Here is a 19,716-nt window from a genome sequence, read left to right as displayed (position 1 = left end):
TCCCGGCGCGGGCGAGCCGGGCGGGTCGCGGCGGTGGACTCGCGGGCCGGTGACGCTGCGGGTTGAATGGGGAAACGCCCTGATTCTCCCTGGTCGCCCTTCCCCGCACACCCACGGAGGTGCCGCCGGTGTCCGCCCAGCACGACAGGAGTCAGCACGAGGACGTGCCCGACATCAGCGTCGTGGTCATCGTCCACAACGACGAGCGGCGTCTGCCGGACGCGGTGCGGTCCGTCCTGGAGCAGACCCTGCGCAACGTCGAGGTGGTCGTCGCCGACGACTGCTCCACCGACGGGTCCTTCGAGGTGGCCCGCCGGCTGGCGGCCTCGTCGGACCGGGTGCGGGCGGTGCGGCTGCCGGAGAACAGCGGCGGCTGCGGGGAGCCTCGCAACCGGGGTGTCGCGGTGGCCCGCGGCCGTTACGTGATGTTCCTGGACAGCGACGACACCCTGGAGCCCAACGCCTGCCGGAACATGCTGGAGGCCGCCGAGACGACCGGCGCGGACCTGGTCTCCGGGCTGTGCCTGCGGGTGCACGTGGACAGCCGGTGGGGCACCACCGCCCCCTGGTACCCGTGGCTCTACCGCAGGACCCGCACCCTCGACTCGATCGCCGAGCTCCCCGACCTGCTGGTCTACGACACCCTCTCGACCAACAAGTGCTACCGCCGCGAGTGGCTGCTGGCGAAGGGCCTGACCTTCCCGCGCGGCATCCACTACGAGGACCTGCTCTTCTCGGCCCGCGCCTACCTGGCCGCCTCCCGCATCACGCTGATCCCCAACACGGTCTACCACTGGAACGTGGTGCGGAAGACCGAGGCCAAGTCGATCAGCAACCGGCGGCACGAGATCAACAACTTCGCCGACCGGCTGGAGATCCACCGCCGGATCGACCGGATCCTCGCCGCCGAGGGCATGGGCGAGCTGCGGCTGCACAAGGACCGCAAGTTCCTCAAGCACGACCTGGTCCTCTACCTGCGCGAGCTCCCCTTCCTGGACGACGACTACCGGCGCCGCTTCGCCGAGATGGCCGACGGCTACCTCCGCGAGTTCCCCGAGGAGGCCTACGAGGGGCTGTCGCCCGTCCACCGGCTGTGCGCCTACCTCGTGCTGCGGGAGGACTGGGAGCACCTGATGCCGGCCGTCGACACCCTGCTCAACAGGAACAAGGTGTCCAGCCCGCTGGTCGAGCGCGACGGCCGGGTCTACTGGTGCGAGGAGCACCTCGACGACCCGCTGGGCCGCACCGTCCTCGACGTCACCGACCTCGACCTCCACCACAAGCCGGTCTCCCGCCTGTACCTGCGCAACGCGCTCACCGGCTACCGCGAGTCGCCCGAGGGCGTCAGCCTGTCGGGCGCGGTCGTCAACCCGCTGGGCGTGGTCGCGCCGGACGCCCGCCTCGACGCGGAGCTGGAGTTCCGGGCCCGGCGCCGCAGCCTGCGCTCCTTCCGCTTCCCGGTGCGCTCGGTGCGCCACGAGGGCACGGCCATCGCCTGGGAGGCGGACGTGCCGCTGGCCCGCGGGCTGCGGCCGGTCGGCGTGCTGGACGACGTGTGGGACGTGCGGATGCACCTCACCGTGGACGGCGAACGCACCACCACCCGCCTCACCGCGGGCCGCACCGACCTCGGCGGGGGCGAGGACGGCACCGTCCGGGTGCGGCCGCTGCTGAGCCGGCTGGCGGCCGACCGCCTCCGCCCGCAGGTCTCCTCCCACGGCCACCTGGCCTTCCACCTGGTCCAGCACGGCACCCTCCCCCGGCGCACCGCGGACCTGCTGCGCCACCACATGCAGAGCCCGCCGGCCCGGCTCACCAAGAAGGCGCTGCGCGGCGCCCTCGCCCTGCGCCAGGAACTGCGCTCGGGCCGCCGCAAGATCGACGCCTACCACCGGATGATCCGCGTCCTGCCGATCCGCAGGGGCACGGTCGTCTTCGAGAGCCACCTCGGCAAGCAGTACGGCGACAGCCCCCGCGCGATCCACGAGGAGCTGCGCCGCCGCGGCGTGCCGGCGCGGGCCGTCTGGTCGTACCAGGGGTCGCCCAGGGGCTTCCCGGCCGACGCCGAGCTGGTGCGCCGCTGGTCCTGGCGGTACCTGAGGGAGCTGGCCCAGGCCGAGTTCTGGATCGACAACCAGGGCTTCCCGCTGAAACTGGCGAAGCGCCCGGAGACGACGTACATCCAGACCTGGCACGGCTCCGCGCTGAAGCGGATGGGCTTCGACGCCCCGGAGCTGCGGACCGTGCCGGAGGCCGAACGGCGGCTCTACCAGCGGGCGGTGGACCGCTTCGACCACTTCGTGGTCCGCGGGCGGCACGACGAGGTCACCCTGGCCCAGGCCTTCCGCATCCCGGAGGAGAAGCTGCTGCGCACCGGGTACCCCCGCAACGACGCCCTGGTGCGGGCCCGCGAGTCCGGCGCGCCCTCCCGCCCGGCGGAGGAACTGGCGCTGCGCCTGGGCGTCCGCCGTGACCTGCCGGTGGTGCTGTACGCGCCGACCTTCCGGGCGCTGGACGGCGGCGGGGTGCGCTCCTTCACGTTCCCCTTCGACGTGGAGGAGTTCGCGCGGCGGTTCGGGGACCGGCTCACCCTGCTGGTCCGCACGCACTACCTCAACAGCGTCACCCTACCGCCCTCGGTCCACGGCCGGGTGATCGACGCCGGCCAGGAACCCGACATCACCCCCGTGCTGCTGCTGGCCGACGTCCTGGTCACCGACTACTCGTCCGTGATGTTCGACTACTCGCTCCTGCAGCGGCCGATGGTGTTCTTCACCTACGACCAGGAGGAGTACGCGGACGGCCGCGGCACCTACTTCGACCTGGCGGAGGAGGCGCCGGGCCCGGTGGTGCGCACGGCCGAGGAGCTCTTCGGGGTCCTCTCCCGCCTGGACGACCCGGCGGGCCCGGCCGCGTACAAGGCCCGGCTGAAGGAGTTCATGACCCGGTACGGCGAGTACGACCAGGGAGACGCCGCCGCGCGGATCGCCGACCGCTTCTTCGGCCCCGAGGAGGACCGGTGACCCGCGACATCGTCCTCGTCGGCAACGAGGTCAACGAACTCGGCGGTGTGGGCCGCTGGCAGACCTCCATGGCGCGGCTGTTCGCCGAGCGCGGCCACCGGGTGACCGTGGTCGGCGTCGCCCCGCCCGGCGCGCCCTTCGACCTGGGCGAGGACCCGCCCTTCGACACCCTCACGCTGCACCGCGAACGCCCGTCCGCGCCGCGGCGCACCCGCGGCCTGCGACGGCTGGACCTGGCCGCGGTGCGCCACGAGGCACTCCGGGAGCGGGAGATGCGGGAGGCCGCCGGGCGGCTGTCCGCCGTCCTGCGCGCCCGGCGGCCGGGCGCCACGGTGATCGTCACCCAGGTGTGGGCCATGGAGTGGGTCGCCCTCGCGGACACCTCCGGTCACACGGTCATCGGCATGAGCCACGAGTCGTTCGACACCTCCCGGGGCTCCTCGCGCTTCGCCCGGATCAAGGAGCACTACCGCGACGTCGACCGGCTGCTGCTGCTCACCCGCGAGGACGCCGACCGGTGGATCGGCCAGGGGTTCAACCACGTCGGCTTCATGCCGAACCCCACGCCGCTGCGCTCCCCCGCGCCCTCGCCCCGCACGGACGCGACGGTCGTCTCCATCGGGCGGCTGGGCTACGAGAAGGGCGTCGACATGCTGCTCGACACCTGGGCCGAGGTCGTCCCCCGGCATCCCGGGTGGCGGCTGCGGATCCACGGGGCCGGTCCCGACGAGGAGGCCCTGAAGCGGCAGTGCTCCGAGCTGGGCCTGGACGGCTCGGTGGAGTGGGCCGGGCGGACCGAGGACGTCGCCGGGGCGCTGCGGCGCTCGTCCGTGTTCGTCCTGTCCTCCCGCGGGGAGGGCTTCCCGCTGGCCCCGCTGGAGGCGATGTCCTGCGCGGTGCCCTGCGTGGCCTTCGACTGCGCGCCGGGGGTCCGCGAGATCGTGCGGCACGAGGAGGACGGCCTGCTGGCGCGCCCGGGCAACGTCCTGGAGCTGGCCCGTCACCTGGACCGTCTCCTGTCGGACGCGGCGCTGCGCGACCGGATGGGCGAGCGGGCACGGGAGAACGTGCGGCGCTTCTCCCCCGAATCGGTCACCGACCGGTGGGAGCGGCTGTTCGACCTGCTGGAACGCTGAGTCCACGCTCCCGAGCGGCAGGAGGCCACGGGGCCCGCGCCGCCGGACACCGCGGGGCCCGCCCGGCAGGGACCGGAAAGCCCGCCGGTTCCGCTCCCGGAAGGGGAGCGGAACCGGCGGGCTTCCTCGTGCGGCGGGTGTGCCGCCGTGGTCAGTCCTCCGTGGAGGCGGTGACCGAGGACGGCGACTGCTGCTCGGCGGCAGCGGTCTTCTTCGCCGTCTTCTTGGCGGCGGCCTTCTTGGTCGTGGCCTTCTTGGCCGTCGACTTGGCAGCCGTCGTCTTCGCGGCGGTCGCCTTCTTGGCGGTGGCCTTCTTGGCCGGCGCCTTCTTGGCGGCCGTCTTCTTCACCGCGGTCTTCCTGGCGGTCTTCCGGGCCGGCTTGGCCTCCTCCTGCCCGGTCTCCGCCTCGGCCTCCGCGGCCTCGGTCTCCGTGGCCTCGGCGGCCTCCGCGACCTCGGCGGCGTCCTGGCCCGCGGCCGGGAGAACCACCACGGCGGCCTCCTCCGACGCCGTCGGCGCCGTCGCCTTGCGGACCGCACGGCGACGCGGACGCGCCGGGGGCGCGGCCTCGGCCACCGGCTCGGCGGCCTCGGCGGGCTCCGCCGCCGGCTCGGCCTGCGGCTCGGCAGCGGGGGCCTGCTCGACCACCGTCACCGCGGCCTCCTCGGCGGCGGCCGGAGCTCCGGCGGGCGCGGACACCCGACGGGTGGCGCGGCGGCGACCGCGCCGGGGCGCCTCCTCGGCCTCCGGCCCGGCGGCCTCGGCGGCCTCCGCGGCCCCGGCGGACGGAACCACCGGGTCCTGCACGGCGGCCGGCTCGGCCTGCGCCTCGGCGGCGGGCTCGGTGACCACCGGGCGTGCGGCCTCCTCGGCGGCCGTCACGTCCTGCGCGGTCGGCTCCGCCTGCTCGGCGGCCTCGGCACGGGCGTCCTGCGCGGCCTGCTCGGCCCGGCGGCGGCTGCGCGCCTGCGCCTTGGTCTCGCGCGGCTCCCGGGCCTCCGCGGCCTCGGTCTCCTCGGCGCGCGGAGCGCCGGCCGGCGACGTCGCCCGGCGGCTCGTGCGGCGGCGGCCACGCCGTCCGGCCGCGGCCTCCGCCTCGGCGACGGAGCTGTACAGCTCCTCGTCGGGGGCGAACGTGTCCTTCAGCGGCTCCGCCGCGGGCGCGGACGGCACCTCCACGAGCTCCTGCGCGGACTCGGTGACGGTGGACGCCTCGCGCTCGAGCTCGGCCTCCTCCTCGGCGCCGGGAGCCTCGGCGACCAGGGCGGACGGCTCGTGCTCGTGGGGCTGCTCCTGCTGCCCGTCACGCGAACCGCCGCGCTTCTTCTTCTTGCCCCCGCCGCCACCGACGGCGGTCGGCTGGTCCAGTTGGACGACCAGGCCGCGGCCGTTGCAGTGGACGCAGGTCTCGGAGAAGGACTCCAGCAGACCCTGGCCGACCCGCTTGCGGGTCATCTGCACCAGGCCCAGCGAGGTGACCTCGGCCACCTGGTGCTTGGTCCGGTCCCGGCCCAGGCACTCGAGCAGGCGCCGCAGCACCAGGTCGCGGTTGGACTCGAGCACCATGTCGATGAAGTCGATGACGATGATGCCGCCGAGGTCGCGCAGCCGCAGCTGGCGGACGATCTCCTCGGCCGCCTCCAGGTTGTTCCTGGTGACGGTCTCCTCGAGGTTGCCGCCCTGCCCGGTGAACTTTCCGGTGTTGACGTCGACGACGATCATCGCCTCGGTCCGGTCGATCACCAGCGAGCCGCCGCTGGGCAGCCAGACCTTGCGGTCCAGCGCCTTGGCGAGCTGCTCGTCGATCCGGTAGGTGGCGAACACGTCGACCTCGGAGGTCCACCGCTGCAGGCGCTCCGCCAGGTCCGGCGCGACGCCGGCCACGTAGCCGTGGATGGTCTGCCACGCCTCGTCGCCGCTGACGACGACCTTGGAGAAGTCCTCGTTGAAGATGTCGCGGACCACCCGGACGGTCATGTCCGGCTCGCCGTAGAGCAGCGTCGGGGCGTTGCCCTTCTTCGCCTTCTGCTGGATCTCCTCCCACTGCGCCTGCAGACGCTCGACGTCGCGGCGCAGCTCGTCCTCGCTGGCGCCCTCGGCGGCCGTGCGCACGATGACGCCGGCGTCCTCGGGGACGATCTTCTTGAGGATGGTCTTCAGCCGGGCGCGCTCGGTGTCGGGCAGCTTGCGGCTGATGCCGGTCATCGACCCCTCGGGGACGTAGACCAGGTAGCGGCCGGGCAGCGAGACCTGGCTGGTCAGGCGGGCGCCCTTGTGACCGATCGGGTCCTTGGTGACCTGCACGAGCACGGACTGGCCGGACTTCAGCGCGGTCTCGATGCGGCGCGGCCCGTGGGCCATGCCGAGCGCCTCGAAGTTGACCTCGCCGGCGTAGAGCACCGCGTTGCGGCCCTTGCCGATGTCGATGAAGGCGGCCTCCATCGACGGCAGGACGTTCTGCACCTTGCCGAGGTAGACGTTGCCGACGTAGGAGGTCGACTGCTCCTTGTTGACGTAGTGCTCGACGAGGATGTTGTCCTCGAGCACGCCGATCTGGGTGCGGTCGCCGTGCTGGCGGACCACCATCACGCGCTCGACGGCCTCACGGCGGGCCAGGAACTCGGCCTCGGTGATGATCGGCACGCGGCGGCGGCCCTGCTCGCGGCCCTCGCGGCGGCGCTGCTTCTTCGCCTCCAGGCGGGTGGAGCCCTTGATGGACTGCACCTCGTCGGCGGCAGCGTCACCGGGGCCGGAGCGCTCCTCCTTCTTGCGGGGCTCGCGGACCTTCACGACGGTGCGCTCGGGGTCGTCCTGCGACGACTCGGCCTCGGTGGAGGAGTCGCCGGCGCGACGACGGCGGCGACGACGGCGGCGGGAGCTGCTGGAGCCGCCGGACTGCTCGCGCTCGGTGTCGCCCTCGTGCTCGTCCTCGTCGACGTCCTCGGAGGCGTCCGAGGCGTCCTCCGCGATCTGCTCCGCGCCCTCCCCGTCCTGGGCGGACTCGGCGTCCTGCTCGGCCTGCTCGGCGGCGGCCTCCTCCGTCTCCTCCTCGGTGGAGTCGGTGTCGCGCTCGCCACCGTCCGCGTCGCCGGACTCGCCACGACGGCGGCGGCGGCCGCCCCGGCGGCGACGGCGGCGGGAGCCGGTCTCCTCGTAGTCGCCCTCGCCCTGGTCGCCCCGGTCGGCCTGCTCGTCCTGGTCCGCCTCGTCGGCGGTGTCCTCGGCGGGCGCGGCGGGTGCGGCGGCCTGGGCGGCGGGCGCCTCGGCGCGCGTCTGCTCGGCGGCGGGAGCGCTGTCCTCGCCGCCGCGGCGACGGCGGCTGCGGCGGCGGGAGCCGGTCTGCTCGGTCTGCTCGGTCTCCTCGGCGGACTCCTCCACCGCGGCGGGCTCGGCCGGCTCGGTGACCTTGGCGGCCTCCTGCGCGGCCTCGTAGGCGGCGCGCTCCGGCGTCTGGAACATCGGCTCGGTGAAGACCGGGGCCTGGAAGACGGGAGCGGCGGCCGGACGGCCCTGGCGGCGCGGGGCCTCGCTGTCGGAACCGCGCGGCGCGGTGAAACCGCCGGCGGGGCGGCGCACCGCACGGCGGCGGGGACGGCGGCCCTCGGCCTCGTCCTCGGCGACCTGCTCCGCCGCGGGCTCGGCCTTCGCCGGCTTCCGCTCCGCGGCCTTCTGCTCCGCGGCCTTCTGCTCTGCGGCCTTGGTCTCGGCGGCGCTCTCCTCGGCGCGGCGCTCCTCGGCGCGGGCGAGCTCCTCCGCGGACGGGGCGGCGGCCGGGCGGGTGGCACGGCGGCGGCTACGGCGCGGCGCGGCGGAGGTCTCCTCCACGGCGGGGGCCTCCTCCGACTCCTCGACCGCGGGGGTCTCGGCGACGGGGGCCTCGGCGGGCGCGACGACCTCGGCGGCCTCCGGGGCACCGGCCGGCGCGGAGGCACGGCGCACGGCACGACGGCGGCGCGGAGCCGGAGCCTCCTCGGCGGCCGGAGCCTCCTCGGCGGCGGGGGCCTCAGCCTCGGCGGCGGCCTCCGTGTCCTCGGCCGCGGGGGTCTCGGCAACCGGGGTCTCGACGGGCGCGACGACCTCGGCGGCCTCCGGGGCACCGGCCGGCGCGGAGGCACGGCGCACGGCACGACGGCGGCGCGGAGCCGGAGCCTCCTCGGCCGCGGGGACCTCGGCCGCGGCGGGGGCCTCGGCCTCGGCCGGCGTCTCCTCGACGGCGGCGTCCTCGTCCTTGGCGACGGCGGCGGCCTGCTCGGCGGCGGACGGCGCGGTGGAGGGACGCACGGCGCGGCGCCGGGTGCGGCGCGGCGCGGCGGCTGCCTCGTCGGCGGCAGGGCCCTCGGCGGCCGGGGTCCCGACCTCGGCGACCTCGGCGACCTCGGCGGCCGGCGTCTCCGCGGGTGCCTCGGAGGCGGACTTCTCGGTGGTGGCGCCGGCACCGGTCTCCGCGTCGGGCGTACCGGCGGGCGCGGAGGCGCGGCGGACCGCACGACGGCGGCGCGGGGCCGGGGCGGCTTCTTCGGTGGCGGGCGTGCCCGCCTCGGCGGCCGGGGCCGGTACGGACTGCTCCGCGGCGGCGGCCTCGGTGGCGCCGGTGTCCTCCGTGGCCCCGGTCGGCGGACCCGCCGGCCGGGACGCGGCCCTGCGCCGACGACGCGGCGGCAGGGTGTCGCTGGGGCTGTTGTTCTGTTCGGAACCCTCGTTGGTGGGTTCGGTCGGTCCGAGCATGCGGGCGTATCTCCCGTCAGGCTCCCGGGCGCCGCGCCTGGTCCGGCGGGTACCGGTGACGTCCGCGGCTCGCGCTGTGCGCGTCGCCGCCGTCCGGGGCGCGGGCGCCGCACGGGAGCACTACTAGTCCTGTCTCGCCGGTTCCGTACGCCGATTTGCGGACGGCCTGGCGAAAGTCTTGTGGTGTCGTGCGCGCTGCCCGACCCAGGTGGCTCCCGAGTCCGCGGGCGGCGCTACGGCGTTCGTCCCTACGCGGGACCTTCCGGCGCCGGCGCCTGCGCGGCGGCAGAGGGATCTGCCTCGCGGTCGGGCGCGAGCGGGTCGGTCACCGTGCCGGTCTCTTCGTCGAAGAGCCCCTGCGCCAGCCTGGTCACCGCTGCGGGGACCGGCGGCGCCAGGTCAGCCACCACACGGAGGCCGGACAGGACGTCGTCGGGTCGCACGGCAGGCGTCACGTGCCGAACAACCAGGCGCAGTATCGCACAGGGGTGGTCACCGGGCCCATCGTCGCCACCGGCGGCCCGGGCTTCCAGGCTGACGACGGCGCTGCGGGCGTCGAAGGTACGGACACCGTTCTTGGTCATGCGCTGAACTTCGACGGTCTCGGCCTTCTCGAAGGCCTCGACCGCACGGGTGGCGTCCTCGGGGGCCACGCCTTCCAGGCGCAGCTCCCACACGGAGGCCGTGAGCCGGTCGGCGAGGCCGGAGGTGCGGGCCTGCACCGCGTCGATCACGTCGAGCCCGTCGGGCAGCGACTCGTCGAGCAGCTCACGCAGCTTCTGCGGATCACGCGGCTCGGTGAGCGCGATCTCCAGGTACTCCGCCTCACTGCCCGTGCCGGTGGGTGCGGCATTGGCGTACGACACCTTCGGATGCGGCGTGAACCCCGCCGAGTACGCCATGGGTACGTCGGCGCGGCGCAGCGCGCGCTCGAAGGCGCGCTGGAAGTCGCGATGGCTGGTGAACCGGAGGCGGCCGCGCTTGGTGTAACGCAGTCGGATGCGCTGCACCGCGGGTGCCGGCGGCGGGCCTTCGGGCTGTCGCTTGCCCAGTGCTCTAATCCTTCGTGAGTGCGGTCGTACTGCTACCAAGAGTACGCGCTTCCGGGGCGCCGAGTTCCCGCCGGTCCGCCGCACCCGTTCCCGGCGGGGTGCCGCGGGGGGTCCCGAAGAGGGCGGAGCGCAGCTCACGGCGCACCTCACGGACCGTCACCCGGGCGGTGGCGAAGGCCGTCCCGACGGCGCGGCCCGCCTCCCGCAGCACCTGGCCGGCCGGGCGCAGCACGGAGTCCCGGACGAACCGTCCGGCCGGCGCGAGCACCGCCCGGAAGACCAGGCGGACCGGCTCGACGAAGATCCACCGCAGCAGCGTGCCGAGGAGACGGCCGACCGCCAGGGAAATCCGTCCGGTGATCCGCCAGGCGTGTCCGAGCGCCTCCCCCACCTCGCGGGCGACGACCGCGAGGACCCGCCCGACGGCGGTGAGCGGCACCACCACCAGCCACCGCAGCAGCCACCCCGCCGCGGCAGCGGCCCCCCGGACGGTCCAGGCGATGCCGCGCCCCAGCGGCTCCAGCACCCACCGGTACAGAGCGAGGGCCGGGGCGACCACGAGCCACCGCACCAGCCACGCCACCGCCGCGCCGAGCGCCCGCAGCACGGACCACACCCCGCGGGCCAGCCACGCCACCACCGCACCCAGCGCCACGCCGACCGCGCGCAGCACCGCCCACGCTCCGCGGGCCAGCCACCGCCCGGCGTGTCCGAGGGGGGCGAGGACACGCCGGTACAGCCACCGGGCGCCGTCCAGGAGCCGGTGCCCGAGCCACCGCAGGGCGTGCCCCGCCGGGGTGAGCACCCACCGGTACAGCAGGACGGCCGGGGCGAGCAGCAGCCACCGCACCAGCCACACCACGACCGCGGCGACAGCGCGCCCGGTCCCCGCCAGCACCCACCAGGCACCGCGCAGCGCCCACGCGACGCCCCGCCCGGCCGGCGCGAGGACCCAGCGGTACAGCCACCGGGCCGGCGTCACCAGCAGCACCCGGCCCAGCCAGGTCACGGCGCGCACGAGGCCTCGCCACAGCGGGGCCAGGACGGCCGTCCGGGCGAGGCGCCCGGCGACGACCAGCAGGTCCCACAGCATCCGCAGCGGCAGCACCACGACGAGCGCCACCAGCCGCACCGGCAGCCGCACGGCCGCCACCAGGCATCCCTCGTCGCGGCGATGCGCGACGGGTTCCGTCCTCTTCTCCAGGTCCACGTCCTGTGGGACGCCCGGACAGGGCCTTCGGGTGCGCTCCGTGACAGAACCGGTACGCAGGACGCCGCCGCCGGCTCCCGTGCGGGAGCCGGCGGCGGCGTCGTGGTGCGGGGGCGCGGGCGTCAGTGGCTGTGGCCGCCCGGCGCGCCGGCGGGCTGCTTCACCGAGAGGGGGAGCAGCTTCTTGCCGGTGGGGCCGATCTGGATCGACGTGTCCATCGCGGGGCAGACGCCGCAGTCGAAGCAGGGCGTCCAGCGGCAGTCGTCGACCTCGGTCTCGTCGAGGGCGTCCTGCCAGTCCTCCCAGAGCCAGTCCTTGTCGAGACCGGAGTCCAGGTGGTCCCAGGGCAGGACCTCCTCGTAGGTGCGCTCGCGGGTGGTGTACCAGTCGACGTCCACGCCGTGCGGGGCCAGCGCCTTCTCGGCGCAGTTCATCCAGCGGTCGTAGGAGAAGTGCTCGCGCCAGCCGTCGAAGCGGCCGCCGTCCTCGTAGACCGCGCGGATGACGTCGCCGATGCGGCGGTCACCGCGGGAGAGCAGGCCCTCGACGATGCCGGGCTTGCCGTCGTGGTAGCGGAAGCCGATGGAGCGGCCGTACTTCTTGTCGCCGCGGATCTTGTCGCGCAGCTTCTCCAGGCGGGCGTCGGTCTCCTCGGCGGAGAGCTGCGGGGCCCACTGGAACGGCGTGTGCGGCTTGGGCACGAAGCCTCCGATGGAGACGGTGCAGCGGATGTCGTTGGAGCCGGAGACCTCGCGGCCCTTGGCGATCACGCGGGTCGCCATGTCGGCGATCTGCAGGACGTCCTCGTCGGTCTCGGTGGGCAGGCCGCACATGAAGTACAGCTTCACCTGGCGCCAGCCGTTGCCGTACGCGGTGGAGACGGTGCGGATCAGGTCGTCCTCGGAGACCATCTTGTTGATGACCTTGCGGATGCGCTCGCTGCCGCCCTCGGGGGCGAAGGTGAGGCCGGAGCGGCGTCCGTTGCGGGTCAGCTCGTTGGCCAGGTCGATGTTGAAGGCGTCGACGCGGGTGGAGGGCAGCGAGAGGCCGATCTTGTCCTCTTCGTAGCGGTCCGCGAGGCCCTTGGCGATGTCGCCGATCTCGGAGTGGTCCGCGGAGGAGAGCGAGAGGAGGCCGACCTCCTCGAAGCCGGTCGCCTTGAGGCCCTTCTCGACCATCTCGCCGATGCCGGTGATGGACCGCTCGCGCACCGGGCGGGTGATCATGCCGGCCTGGCAGAAGCGGCAGCCGCGGGTGCAGCCGCGGAAGATCTCCACGGACATCCGCTCGTGCACCGTCTCGGCGAGCGGAACCAGCGGCTGCTTGGGGTAGGGCCACTCGTCGAGGTCCATCACGGTGTGCTTGGAGACCCGCCACGGCACGCCGGAGCGGTTGGGCACCACGCGGGCGATGCGGCCGTCGGGCAGGTACTCGACGTCGTAGAAGCGCGGGATGTAGACGGCGCCGGTCTTCGCCAGGCGCAGCAGCACCTCGTCGCGCCCACCGGGGCGGCCCTCGGCCTTCCAGGTGCGGATGATCTCCGTCATGTCGAGCACGGCCTGCTCGCCGTCGCCGATGATCGCGGCGTCGACGAAGGCGGCGATCGGCTCGGGGTTGAACGCGGCGTGCCCGCCGGCCAGGACGATCGGGTCGTCGAGACCGCGGTCCTTCGCCTCCAGCGGGATGCCCGCCAGGTCGAGCGCGGTCAGCATGTTGGTGTAGCCGAGCTCGGTGGAGAAGGACAGGCCGAAGACGTCGAACGCGCCGAGGGGGCGGTGGCTGTCCACGGTGAACTGCGGGACGCCGTGCTCCCGCATCAGCGCCTCCATGTCCGGCCAGACGCTGTAGGTGCGCTCGGCCAGGACGCCGTCACGCTCGTTCAGCACCTCGTAGAGGATCTGCACGCCCTGGTTGGGCAGGCCGACCTCGTACGCGTCCGGGTACATGAGCGCCCAGCGGACGTCGCACGAGTCCCAGGGCTTGACGGTGGAGTTGAGCTCGCCGCCCACGTACTGGATCGGCTTCTGCACATGCGGGAGCAGAGCTTCGAGCTGCGGGAAGACCGATTCGGACATCCTTGAACCTTCATGAGCGGACTGGGGATCCTCCCTGTTCCGGCGTGCCGCCGGCTTGCCTCCGACGGCTTCGGAGGGGGGAGGGTGACTCTCAAGCGTACCCGCAGTGACTCACCCCTCCGTTCACCCCTTGCGGCGCCCGCGGACCCGCGCCCACCGCTCGGGCAGCGCCGCCTCCGTCAGGGCGGCCGCCTTCTCCTCCCGTCCGTGGAGGACGCCCCAGGTGAAGGCGGACTCGCCGGCCTTGGCGGCGTCCTGGGCGATCTCCAGCAGGGCCCCGCGGGCCATCACGGTGTCCTGGTGCTCGCCCAGCGGACGCTGGAGGGACTTGGCGTCCTCGGCGAGGGCGCCGGCCTTCTTGCCGAGGGCGGGGCGGGCGGCCTCGGCGGCGTACCGGGTGCGCTTGGCCTTCTTGCGGGCCTCGTGGAGCGCGGTGTCGCGCTCGGGGCCGGGCTCGAGGGCGATCGCCCGCTCGACCAGGCGGGTGAGGCGGCGGAACTCCTTGTCCAGCGCCTTCGTCAGGGGCTTCTCCGGCTTCCTGCGGGCGGCCTTGCGCAGCGGCGGGTCCGCGAGGGCGGCGTCGAGGGACCGCAGGAGCTCCAGGTAGCGCCGGCTGTCCAGGGCGGCGGCGACCCGCGGGCGGGCCCGCCCGTCACGCGCGTCGGTCCACAGGCGCAGCCGTTCGCGGACCGGGCCGGTGGTCAGCGGGCCGGGCAGCGCCTCCACGGCGGCGGTGAGCCGCTCGTCGAGGACCTCCTGGTCGCGCGCGACGCCGAGTTCACGGGTGAGCCACTGCAGTTCGGCGGCGAGCGGGGCGAGGGCCTCGCGGTCCAGCAGCGGGCGGTAGGCGCGCAGGGCGGAGCGCAGCCGGCGGGTGGCGACGCGCATGTCGTGCACGGCCTCGGGCAGGTCGCGGCGGACGGCGGGGTCCAGGGCGACGAGCCTGTCCCGCTGGTCGCGGAGGTAGGCGAGGACGTGGTCGCCGGCGGTGACGGGCCTGCGCTTCCCGCGGCGCGGCGCGGCGGCTTCGGGTGCCGTCTCGGCGAGGGCGCGGGCCAGCTTGGACGGGGCGTCGGAGCGCCGGACCCCGGCGCGGCGGAAGCGCTTCTCGACCAGGTCGAGCAGGCCGGGGTCGGCGCCCTCGGCGAGCTCGACCTCGATCTCCGTCCACTGCGCCTCGCCGTGGCCGCCGGCCAGGCGCTCGGCGTGGACGGCGTCGGCGCTCGCCTCGGCGAGCAGCCCGCCGTCGGCGTCCCGCAGTTCGCGCACGTCCCGCACGGAGCGGAGGCGCATGACGGGGACCACCGCGGCGCCGAGGGTGCGGGAGCGGATCAGCCGGAGCAGCTCGGCGGGCGGCTCGTCGGTGAGCGGGGCGCCGATCTCGTCGCGGGTGTCGGGGCCCACGGGGAGCTTGAGGTGCCAGCCGGGCGTGGAGCCGCCGGTGCGCCGGCGCAGCGTGACCGAGGACGCGGCGAGGCGGAGGTCGGGGGTGTCGTAGTACACGGCGTCCAGCTCCATCACGCCCTGGTCCACGACGGAGGCGATGCCGCCCACGTTGGTCAGGTCGGGGAGTCCGCTGTCCCGGGACTCGAATTTCCGCTCGATCTCACGTGTGGTGTCCGCCATACCGCCGAGGCTAACCGGGTCGCGCGCCGGACGCCGGTGATTCGTCCGGCCGCAGGGCCGGGTTCCCCCAGGTCATTCCGCCGGCCGAGCCGGGACAGAGCCAACTCCCTTTCTGTCGCGATGAATTGACTGGCAGCGGGTACAGGCACCCCGTAATGTGCCTCTCGGCCCTCCGCTTCGAACAATCGTTCGATGTGCGTCCGGCGCGGAGATGGCGTCCGGTCGCCGGCGGGGGAGCCGTCGATCACCGTCCGATCCACAGGGGGGATCCCACCCATGCCGTTCCTTTCGTCCGGCAGCACTCTCGCGCGCGCCGCCGCCGGTTTCGGGCTCGCGCTGGCGATGGCCGCGGGAGCCACCGTGGCCGTCGCTCCGGCAGCGTCCGCGCAGACCGTCGGCTCGGGCTCGCTCAGCTTCAGCGGCGACGCCGGCGACTACATCAGCGGCGGGCAGTCCTACAGCTACTCCACGGAGGCGCAGGACCGGCTCAACGTCTCGTCCGACAGCGACCACCAGCACATCGCGATCTCCGTCGACGGGGCCAACGGCGACTGGTGGTCCCTGGACCTGGCGGCGCCCTCGGGGCAGGCGCTGACCGCCGGGGAGTACACCGGAGCCACCCGCTACCCGTTCAACGGTCACGCCGAGCCGGGCCTCGACCTCAGCGGAAACGGCCGCGGCTGCAACATGCTGACGGGCTCCTTCACCATCGCCGAGGTGGAGTTCGGCCCCAACGGTTACGTGCGGTCCCTCGACGCCACCTACGAGCAGCACTGCGAGGGCGACTCGGCGGCGCTGCGCGGCGAGGTCCACATCGACAACCCGGCTCCGCCCGCCGAGCTCGACCTGGGACTGGACATCGCCCTGAAGGGCACGGCCAGCACCCTGAACGGCGAGGCCACCGTGCAGGGCACCGTGACCTGCACCAAGCCGGTCCAGGCCGACATCGCCGGTCAGGTCACCCAGGTGGCGAAGCACGTCCTCGTCCGGGGCTCCTTCGGCACCCAGGTGTCCTGCACGCCGGGGACGCCGGCCGTCTGGAAGGCACAGGCGCAGCCCACCGGCACGACCCCGTTCCAGCAGGGTGACGTCGAGGTGTCGGCCCAGGCCTATGCCTACGACACCGATTACGGGGTCACGGCCACGGCCGCCGACACCGTCGCCGTCACGCTGAAGAAGACCAACGGCTGACCGGGGCGCTTACACGAAGGAGGCGGCCCCCCACCCGCGCGGGTGGGGGGCCGCCTCCTTCACGTCCGGACGCCTCAGGCCGAGAGGGGCCGTTGCAGACGGATGGACTGGAGCAGGCCGACCGCGATCCAGACGGCGAACATGGAGGAGCCTCCGTACGACACGAACGGCAGGGGCAGACCCGCCACCGGCATGATCCCCAGCGTCATGCCGACGTTCTCGAACGACTGGAAGGCGAACCAGGCGATGATCCCCGCGGCGACGATCGTGCCGTAGAGCTCGGTGGTCTCGCGCGCGATGCGGCAGGCCCGCCACAGCACCACGCCGAGCAGCACCAGTATCAGTCCGGCTCCGACGAAGCCGAGTTCCTCGCCGGCGACGGTGAAGATGAAGTCGGTCTGCTGCTCGGGCACGAACTGGCCGGTGGTCTGCGAACCCTGGAAGAGACCCGAGCCGGTGAGCCCGCCGGAGCCGATGGCGATACGGGCCTGGTTGGTGTTGTAGCCGACGCCCGCCGGGTCGAGTTCGGGGTTGGCGAAGGCGGCGAAGCGGTTGATCTGGTACTCGTCGAGGACCCCGAGCTGCCAGACCGCGATCGCCCCGACCGCTCCGGCGCCGATCAGCCCGAGCACCCACCGGTTGGAGGCGCCCGAGGCCAGCAGCACGCCCAGCACGATGACCACCATCACCATGACCGAGCCGAGGTCGGGCATCAGCATCACGATCAGCATGGGCAGCGCGGCCAGCCCGAGCGCCTGCAGGACCGTGCGGTGGTCGGGGTGCTCACGGTCGCCCGCGTCGACGCGGGCCGCGAGCAGCATCGCCATCCCGAGAATGATGGTGATCTTGACGAACTCCGACGGCTGGAGCGAGAAGCCGCCGCCGATCTGGATCCAAGCGTGGGCGCCGTTGATGGTGGCGCCCAGCGGCGTGAGGACCAGCAGGATCAGGACCACCGACAGCCCGTAGAGGATCGGCACCGCGCCGCGCAGGGTGCGGTGGCCGAGCCAGACCGTGCCGATCATCAGGGCGATGCCGATGCCGGTGTTCAGCAGGTGCCGGACCAGGAAGTAGTACGGGTCTCCCTGGTTGAGTTCGGTCCGGTTGCGGGTGGCCGAGTAGACCAGCACGGTGCCGATGAGCGAGAGCGCCAGGGCCGACAGCAGTATCGGCCAGTCCAGGCGCCGGGCCGTCGAGTCGCGGGCGAGCAGGCGGGCCAGGGCGGACCGCTCGGGCCCGTACCCGGAGACGGAGAAGCTGTTCACTCCGACGGTCATGAGCGCCTGCCTCCCGTTGTGCGCCCGGCGCGGTGACGGGAACGGCGGCGGGTGGCCCTGTTCCCGGTCGCGGTCTGTTCCACCCGGCCCCCCGGCTGCTCGGGCGGTGCGCCGCCCGCGGGGTCGCCGGCGGTCTCGTCCGGCGGTGGCTGGGCCGGGCCGCCGCCGGTCGCGCCGGCCACCTGTCCCTTCTCGGCCGCGGCCTCGGCGGCCTTCTGCAGCGCCTTCACCGGGTCCTCGCCGATCTTGGGGCTGTCCACCGTGCCGTCGGGGCGCACCTTGGGCAGCTTCTTCTGCGGCTCGGGCAGCAGCGCCCGCTTCCTGTCGATGGAGCCGTCCGCCTGGACGCCGTACAGCGCGTCGTAGATCTTGCGCACGGCCGGGCCGGAGGCGCCGGAGCCCGTACCACCCTGGGAGATCGTCATGACGATCGCGTAGTCCTTGGTGTACGTGGCGAACCACGAGGTGGTCTGCTTGCCGTAGACCTCCGCGGTACCGGTCTTGGCGTGCATCGGGATCTTGTCCTGCGGCCAGCCGCCGAACCTCCAGGCCGCGGTGCCGCGGGTGGCGACGCCCTCGAGGGCCTCGTCCATCTCCTTGAGGGTGGCCTTGCCGACCGGGAGCCTGCCGTTGCGCTTCGGCTCGATCTCCTCGACCGTCTTGCCGTCCGGGCTGATCACGGCCTTGCCGACGGTGGGCGCGTACATGGTGCCGCCGTTGGAGATGGCGCCGTAGATGGCGGCCATCTGGATCGGCGTGACCAGGGTGTCGCCCTGGCCGATGGAGTAGTTCACCGAGTCACCGGCGCGCAGTTCGTTGCCGCCGTGGCAGTTCTCCCACTCGATGCGCTCGACGTAGTCGCCGTCCTTCTTGCCGTGCTTGCACCAGTAGTCCTTGTTGGCCTCCCAGTAGTCCTGCTTCCACTCGCGGTCCGGGATGCGGCCCGAGACCTCGTTGGGCAGGTCGATACCGGTCTCCTTGCCGAGGCCGAACTGGTGGGCGGCCTTGTAGAAGTAGTCGTTGGTCTTCTTCTTCGGCTTGGTGCCGCCGTCCTTCTTCCACTCCTCGTGCGCGAGGCGGTAGTAGACGGTGTCGCAGGAGACCTCGAGCGCCCGGCCCAGGTTGATCATGCCGTGGTTGGCGGACTCGAAGTTCTTGAAGACCTGGCCGCCGATGGAGTAGTCGCTGGAGCACTGGTAGCTGCCGTCGAACGGGTAGCCGGCCTCGACCGCGCCCGCCGTGGTGACCACCTTGAAGATGGAGCCGGGGGCCGCCTGGCCCTGGATGGCCCGGTTGAGCAGCGGGTAGTTGGACTTCTTGCCGGTCATCTTGGCGTAGTCCTTGGCGGAGATGCCGCCCACCCAGGCGTTGGGGTCGTAGTTCGGGTTGGACGCCATGGCGACGACCCGTCCGGTCTTCGCCTCCATCACGACGACCGCGCCGGCGTCCGCCTTGTACTGCTCGTTGGTGTTGCGGTCCCACTCCTGGCGGGCGGCCTTCATCGCCTGGTCCAGCTCGTACTCGGCGACCCGCTGGACCCGGGCGTCGATGCTGGTGACCAGGTGGGAGCCGGGGACGCCGCGGTCGACCTCGGGGTCGCCCATGACGCGGCCCAGGTTGTCCACCTCGTACTTGGTCACGCCGGCCTTGCCGCGCAGCACCTTGTCGTACTGGCGCTCCAGGCCGGAGCGGCCGACCTGGTCGGAGCGCAGGTACGGCGAGTCGGTGTCCTGGGCCTTCTGGATCTCCTCGTCGGTGACGGGCGACAGGTAGCCGAGGACCTGGGCGGTGTTGGATCCGCCGGGGCCCGGGTAGCGGCGGACCGAGGCGGGCTCGGCGGTGATGCCGGGGAAGTCCTCGGACCGCTCGCGGATCTGCAGGGCCTGACGGGGCGTCGCCTCGTCGGTGATCGGGATCGGCTGGTAGGGCGAACCGTTCCAGCAGGGCTGCGGCGTCTTGGAGTCGCAGAGGCGGACCTTCTCGAGCACCTCCTTCGGCTTCATGCCGAGGACGCTGGCGAGCTTGGTGAGGACGCCCTTGCCGTCGTCGTCCATCTTCAGCAGGTCGGTGCGGGAGGCGGAGACGACCAGGCGGTTCTCGTTGTCCGCGATGGCCACGCCACGCGCGTCGAGGATCTCGCCGCGGGTGGCGGGCTGGACGACCTTCTGCACGTGGTTGCCGCTGGCCTCGGCCGCGTACTCGGCGCCGTTGCGCACCTGGAGGTACCAGAGGCGGCCGCCGAGGGTGGCGAGCAGGGAGAGCACCAGGATCTGGAGAACCACCAGGCGGATCTGTACCCGGGGACTGCGCCCGGTCTCAGGGATGTTGCTCATGGGCGCAGCCCATTCGGTGAGGGGTGGCGGTCGGGCGACGGGAGGGCGTTGCTCATGGGCGCAGCCC

10 protein-coding genes are annotated in these 19,716 nt (G+C 73.5%); 3 read left to right on the top strand and 7 right to left on the bottom strand.

Features of this window, described 5'->3' with window-relative positions; genetic code table 11:
* Window positions 1-128: 128 nt before the first annotated feature.
* Window positions 129-3,023 carry a bifunctional glycosyltransferase/CDP-glycerol:glycerophosphate glycerophosphotransferase gene (locus Sfr03f_RS20070; protein WP_245967655.1) on the top strand — a complete coding sequence of 965 codons (2,895 nt, stop codon included), beginning with the start codon at window positions 129-131 and terminating at the stop codon, window positions 3,021-3,023.
* Window positions 3,020-4,159, top strand: a complete 1,140-nt coding sequence (locus tag Sfr03f_RS20065) for a glycosyltransferase (protein WP_218028161.1) — start codon at window positions 3,020-3,022, stop codon at window positions 4,157-4,159. Before Sfr03f_RS20070 ends, Sfr03f_RS20065 begins: the two co-directional genes overlap by 4 nt.
* A 151-nt stretch (window positions 4,160-4,310) precedes the next feature.
* Here the strand turns inward: Sfr03f_RS20065 and Sfr03f_RS20060 are convergent, their stop codons facing one another.
* From Sfr03f_RS20060 to Sfr03f_RS20040, 5 genes are all read right to left on the bottom strand, one after another.
* Window positions 4,311-8,885 carry an Rne/Rng family ribonuclease gene (locus Sfr03f_RS20060; RefSeq protein ID WP_108955336.1) on the bottom strand — a complete coding sequence of 1,525 codons (4,575 nt, stop codon included), beginning with the start codon at window positions 8,883-8,885 and terminating at the stop codon, window positions 4,311-4,313.
* A 248-nt stretch (window positions 8,886-9,133) separates the two neighbouring features.
* Entirely contained in the window at window positions 9,134-9,895 is a 762-nt protein-coding gene (locus Sfr03f_RS20055) for a TIGR03936 family radical SAM-associated protein (protein ID WP_108955335.1), read from the bottom strand.
* Window positions 9,896-9,941: 46 nt separating this feature from the next.
* The gene (locus tag Sfr03f_RS20050) at window positions 9,942-11,147 is read right to left on the bottom strand and encodes a hypothetical protein (protein WP_108955334.1); all 1,206 of its coding nucleotides are present in this window, start codon (window positions 11,145-11,147) and stop codon (window positions 9,942-9,944) included.
* A 122-nt stretch (window positions 11,148-11,269) separates the two neighbouring features.
* On the bottom strand, window positions 11,270-13,222 hold the full coding sequence (locus tag Sfr03f_RS20045; RefSeq protein WP_108955333.1) for a TIGR03960 family B12-binding radical SAM protein: 1,953 nt from the start codon (window positions 13,220-13,222) through the stop codon (window positions 11,270-11,272).
* Window positions 13,223-13,345: 123 nt separating this feature from the next.
* Window positions 13,346-14,848 carry a CYTH and CHAD domain-containing protein gene (locus Sfr03f_RS20040; protein WP_108955332.1) on the bottom strand — a complete coding sequence of 501 codons (1,503 nt, stop codon included), beginning with the start codon at window positions 14,846-14,848 and terminating at the stop codon, window positions 13,346-13,348.
* Window positions 14,849-15,124: 276 nt separating this feature from the next.
* Between Sfr03f_RS20040 and Sfr03f_RS20035 the strand changes: the two genes are divergently transcribed.
* Window positions 15,125-16,039, top strand: a complete 915-nt coding sequence (locus tag Sfr03f_RS20035) for a hypothetical protein (protein WP_108955331.1) — start codon at window positions 15,125-15,127, stop codon at window positions 16,037-16,039.
* A 74-nt stretch (window positions 16,040-16,113) separates the two neighbouring features.
* On the opposite strand, the gene rodA is transcribed toward Sfr03f_RS20035, so the two are convergent.
* Together rodA and mrdA are read right to left on the bottom strand one after the other, a co-directional pair.
* A complete protein-coding gene (gene rodA, locus Sfr03f_RS20030; RefSeq protein ID WP_108955330.1) occupies window positions 16,114-17,316 on the bottom strand; it encodes a rod shape-determining protein RodA in 1,203 nt (400 codons plus the stop codon).
* Window positions 17,313-19,649, bottom strand: a complete 2,337-nt coding sequence (gene mrdA / locus Sfr03f_RS20025; RefSeq protein WP_108955329.1) for a penicillin-binding protein 2 — start codon at window positions 19,647-19,649, stop codon at window positions 17,313-17,315. The genes rodA and mrdA overlap by 4 nt, the downstream gene beginning before the upstream one ends.
* Window positions 19,650-19,716 lie beyond the last annotated feature (67 nt).

Origin of the sequence: Streptomyces fragilis (assembly GCF_003112515.1) — a bacterium.
Taxonomy (GTDB): domain Bacteria; phylum Actinomycetota; class Actinomycetes; order Streptomycetales; family Streptomycetaceae; genus Streptomyces; species Streptomyces fragilis.
The sequence above is the reverse complement of the archived record's forward strand: the minus strand, read 5'-3'. Positions and strand labels throughout refer to the sequence as shown.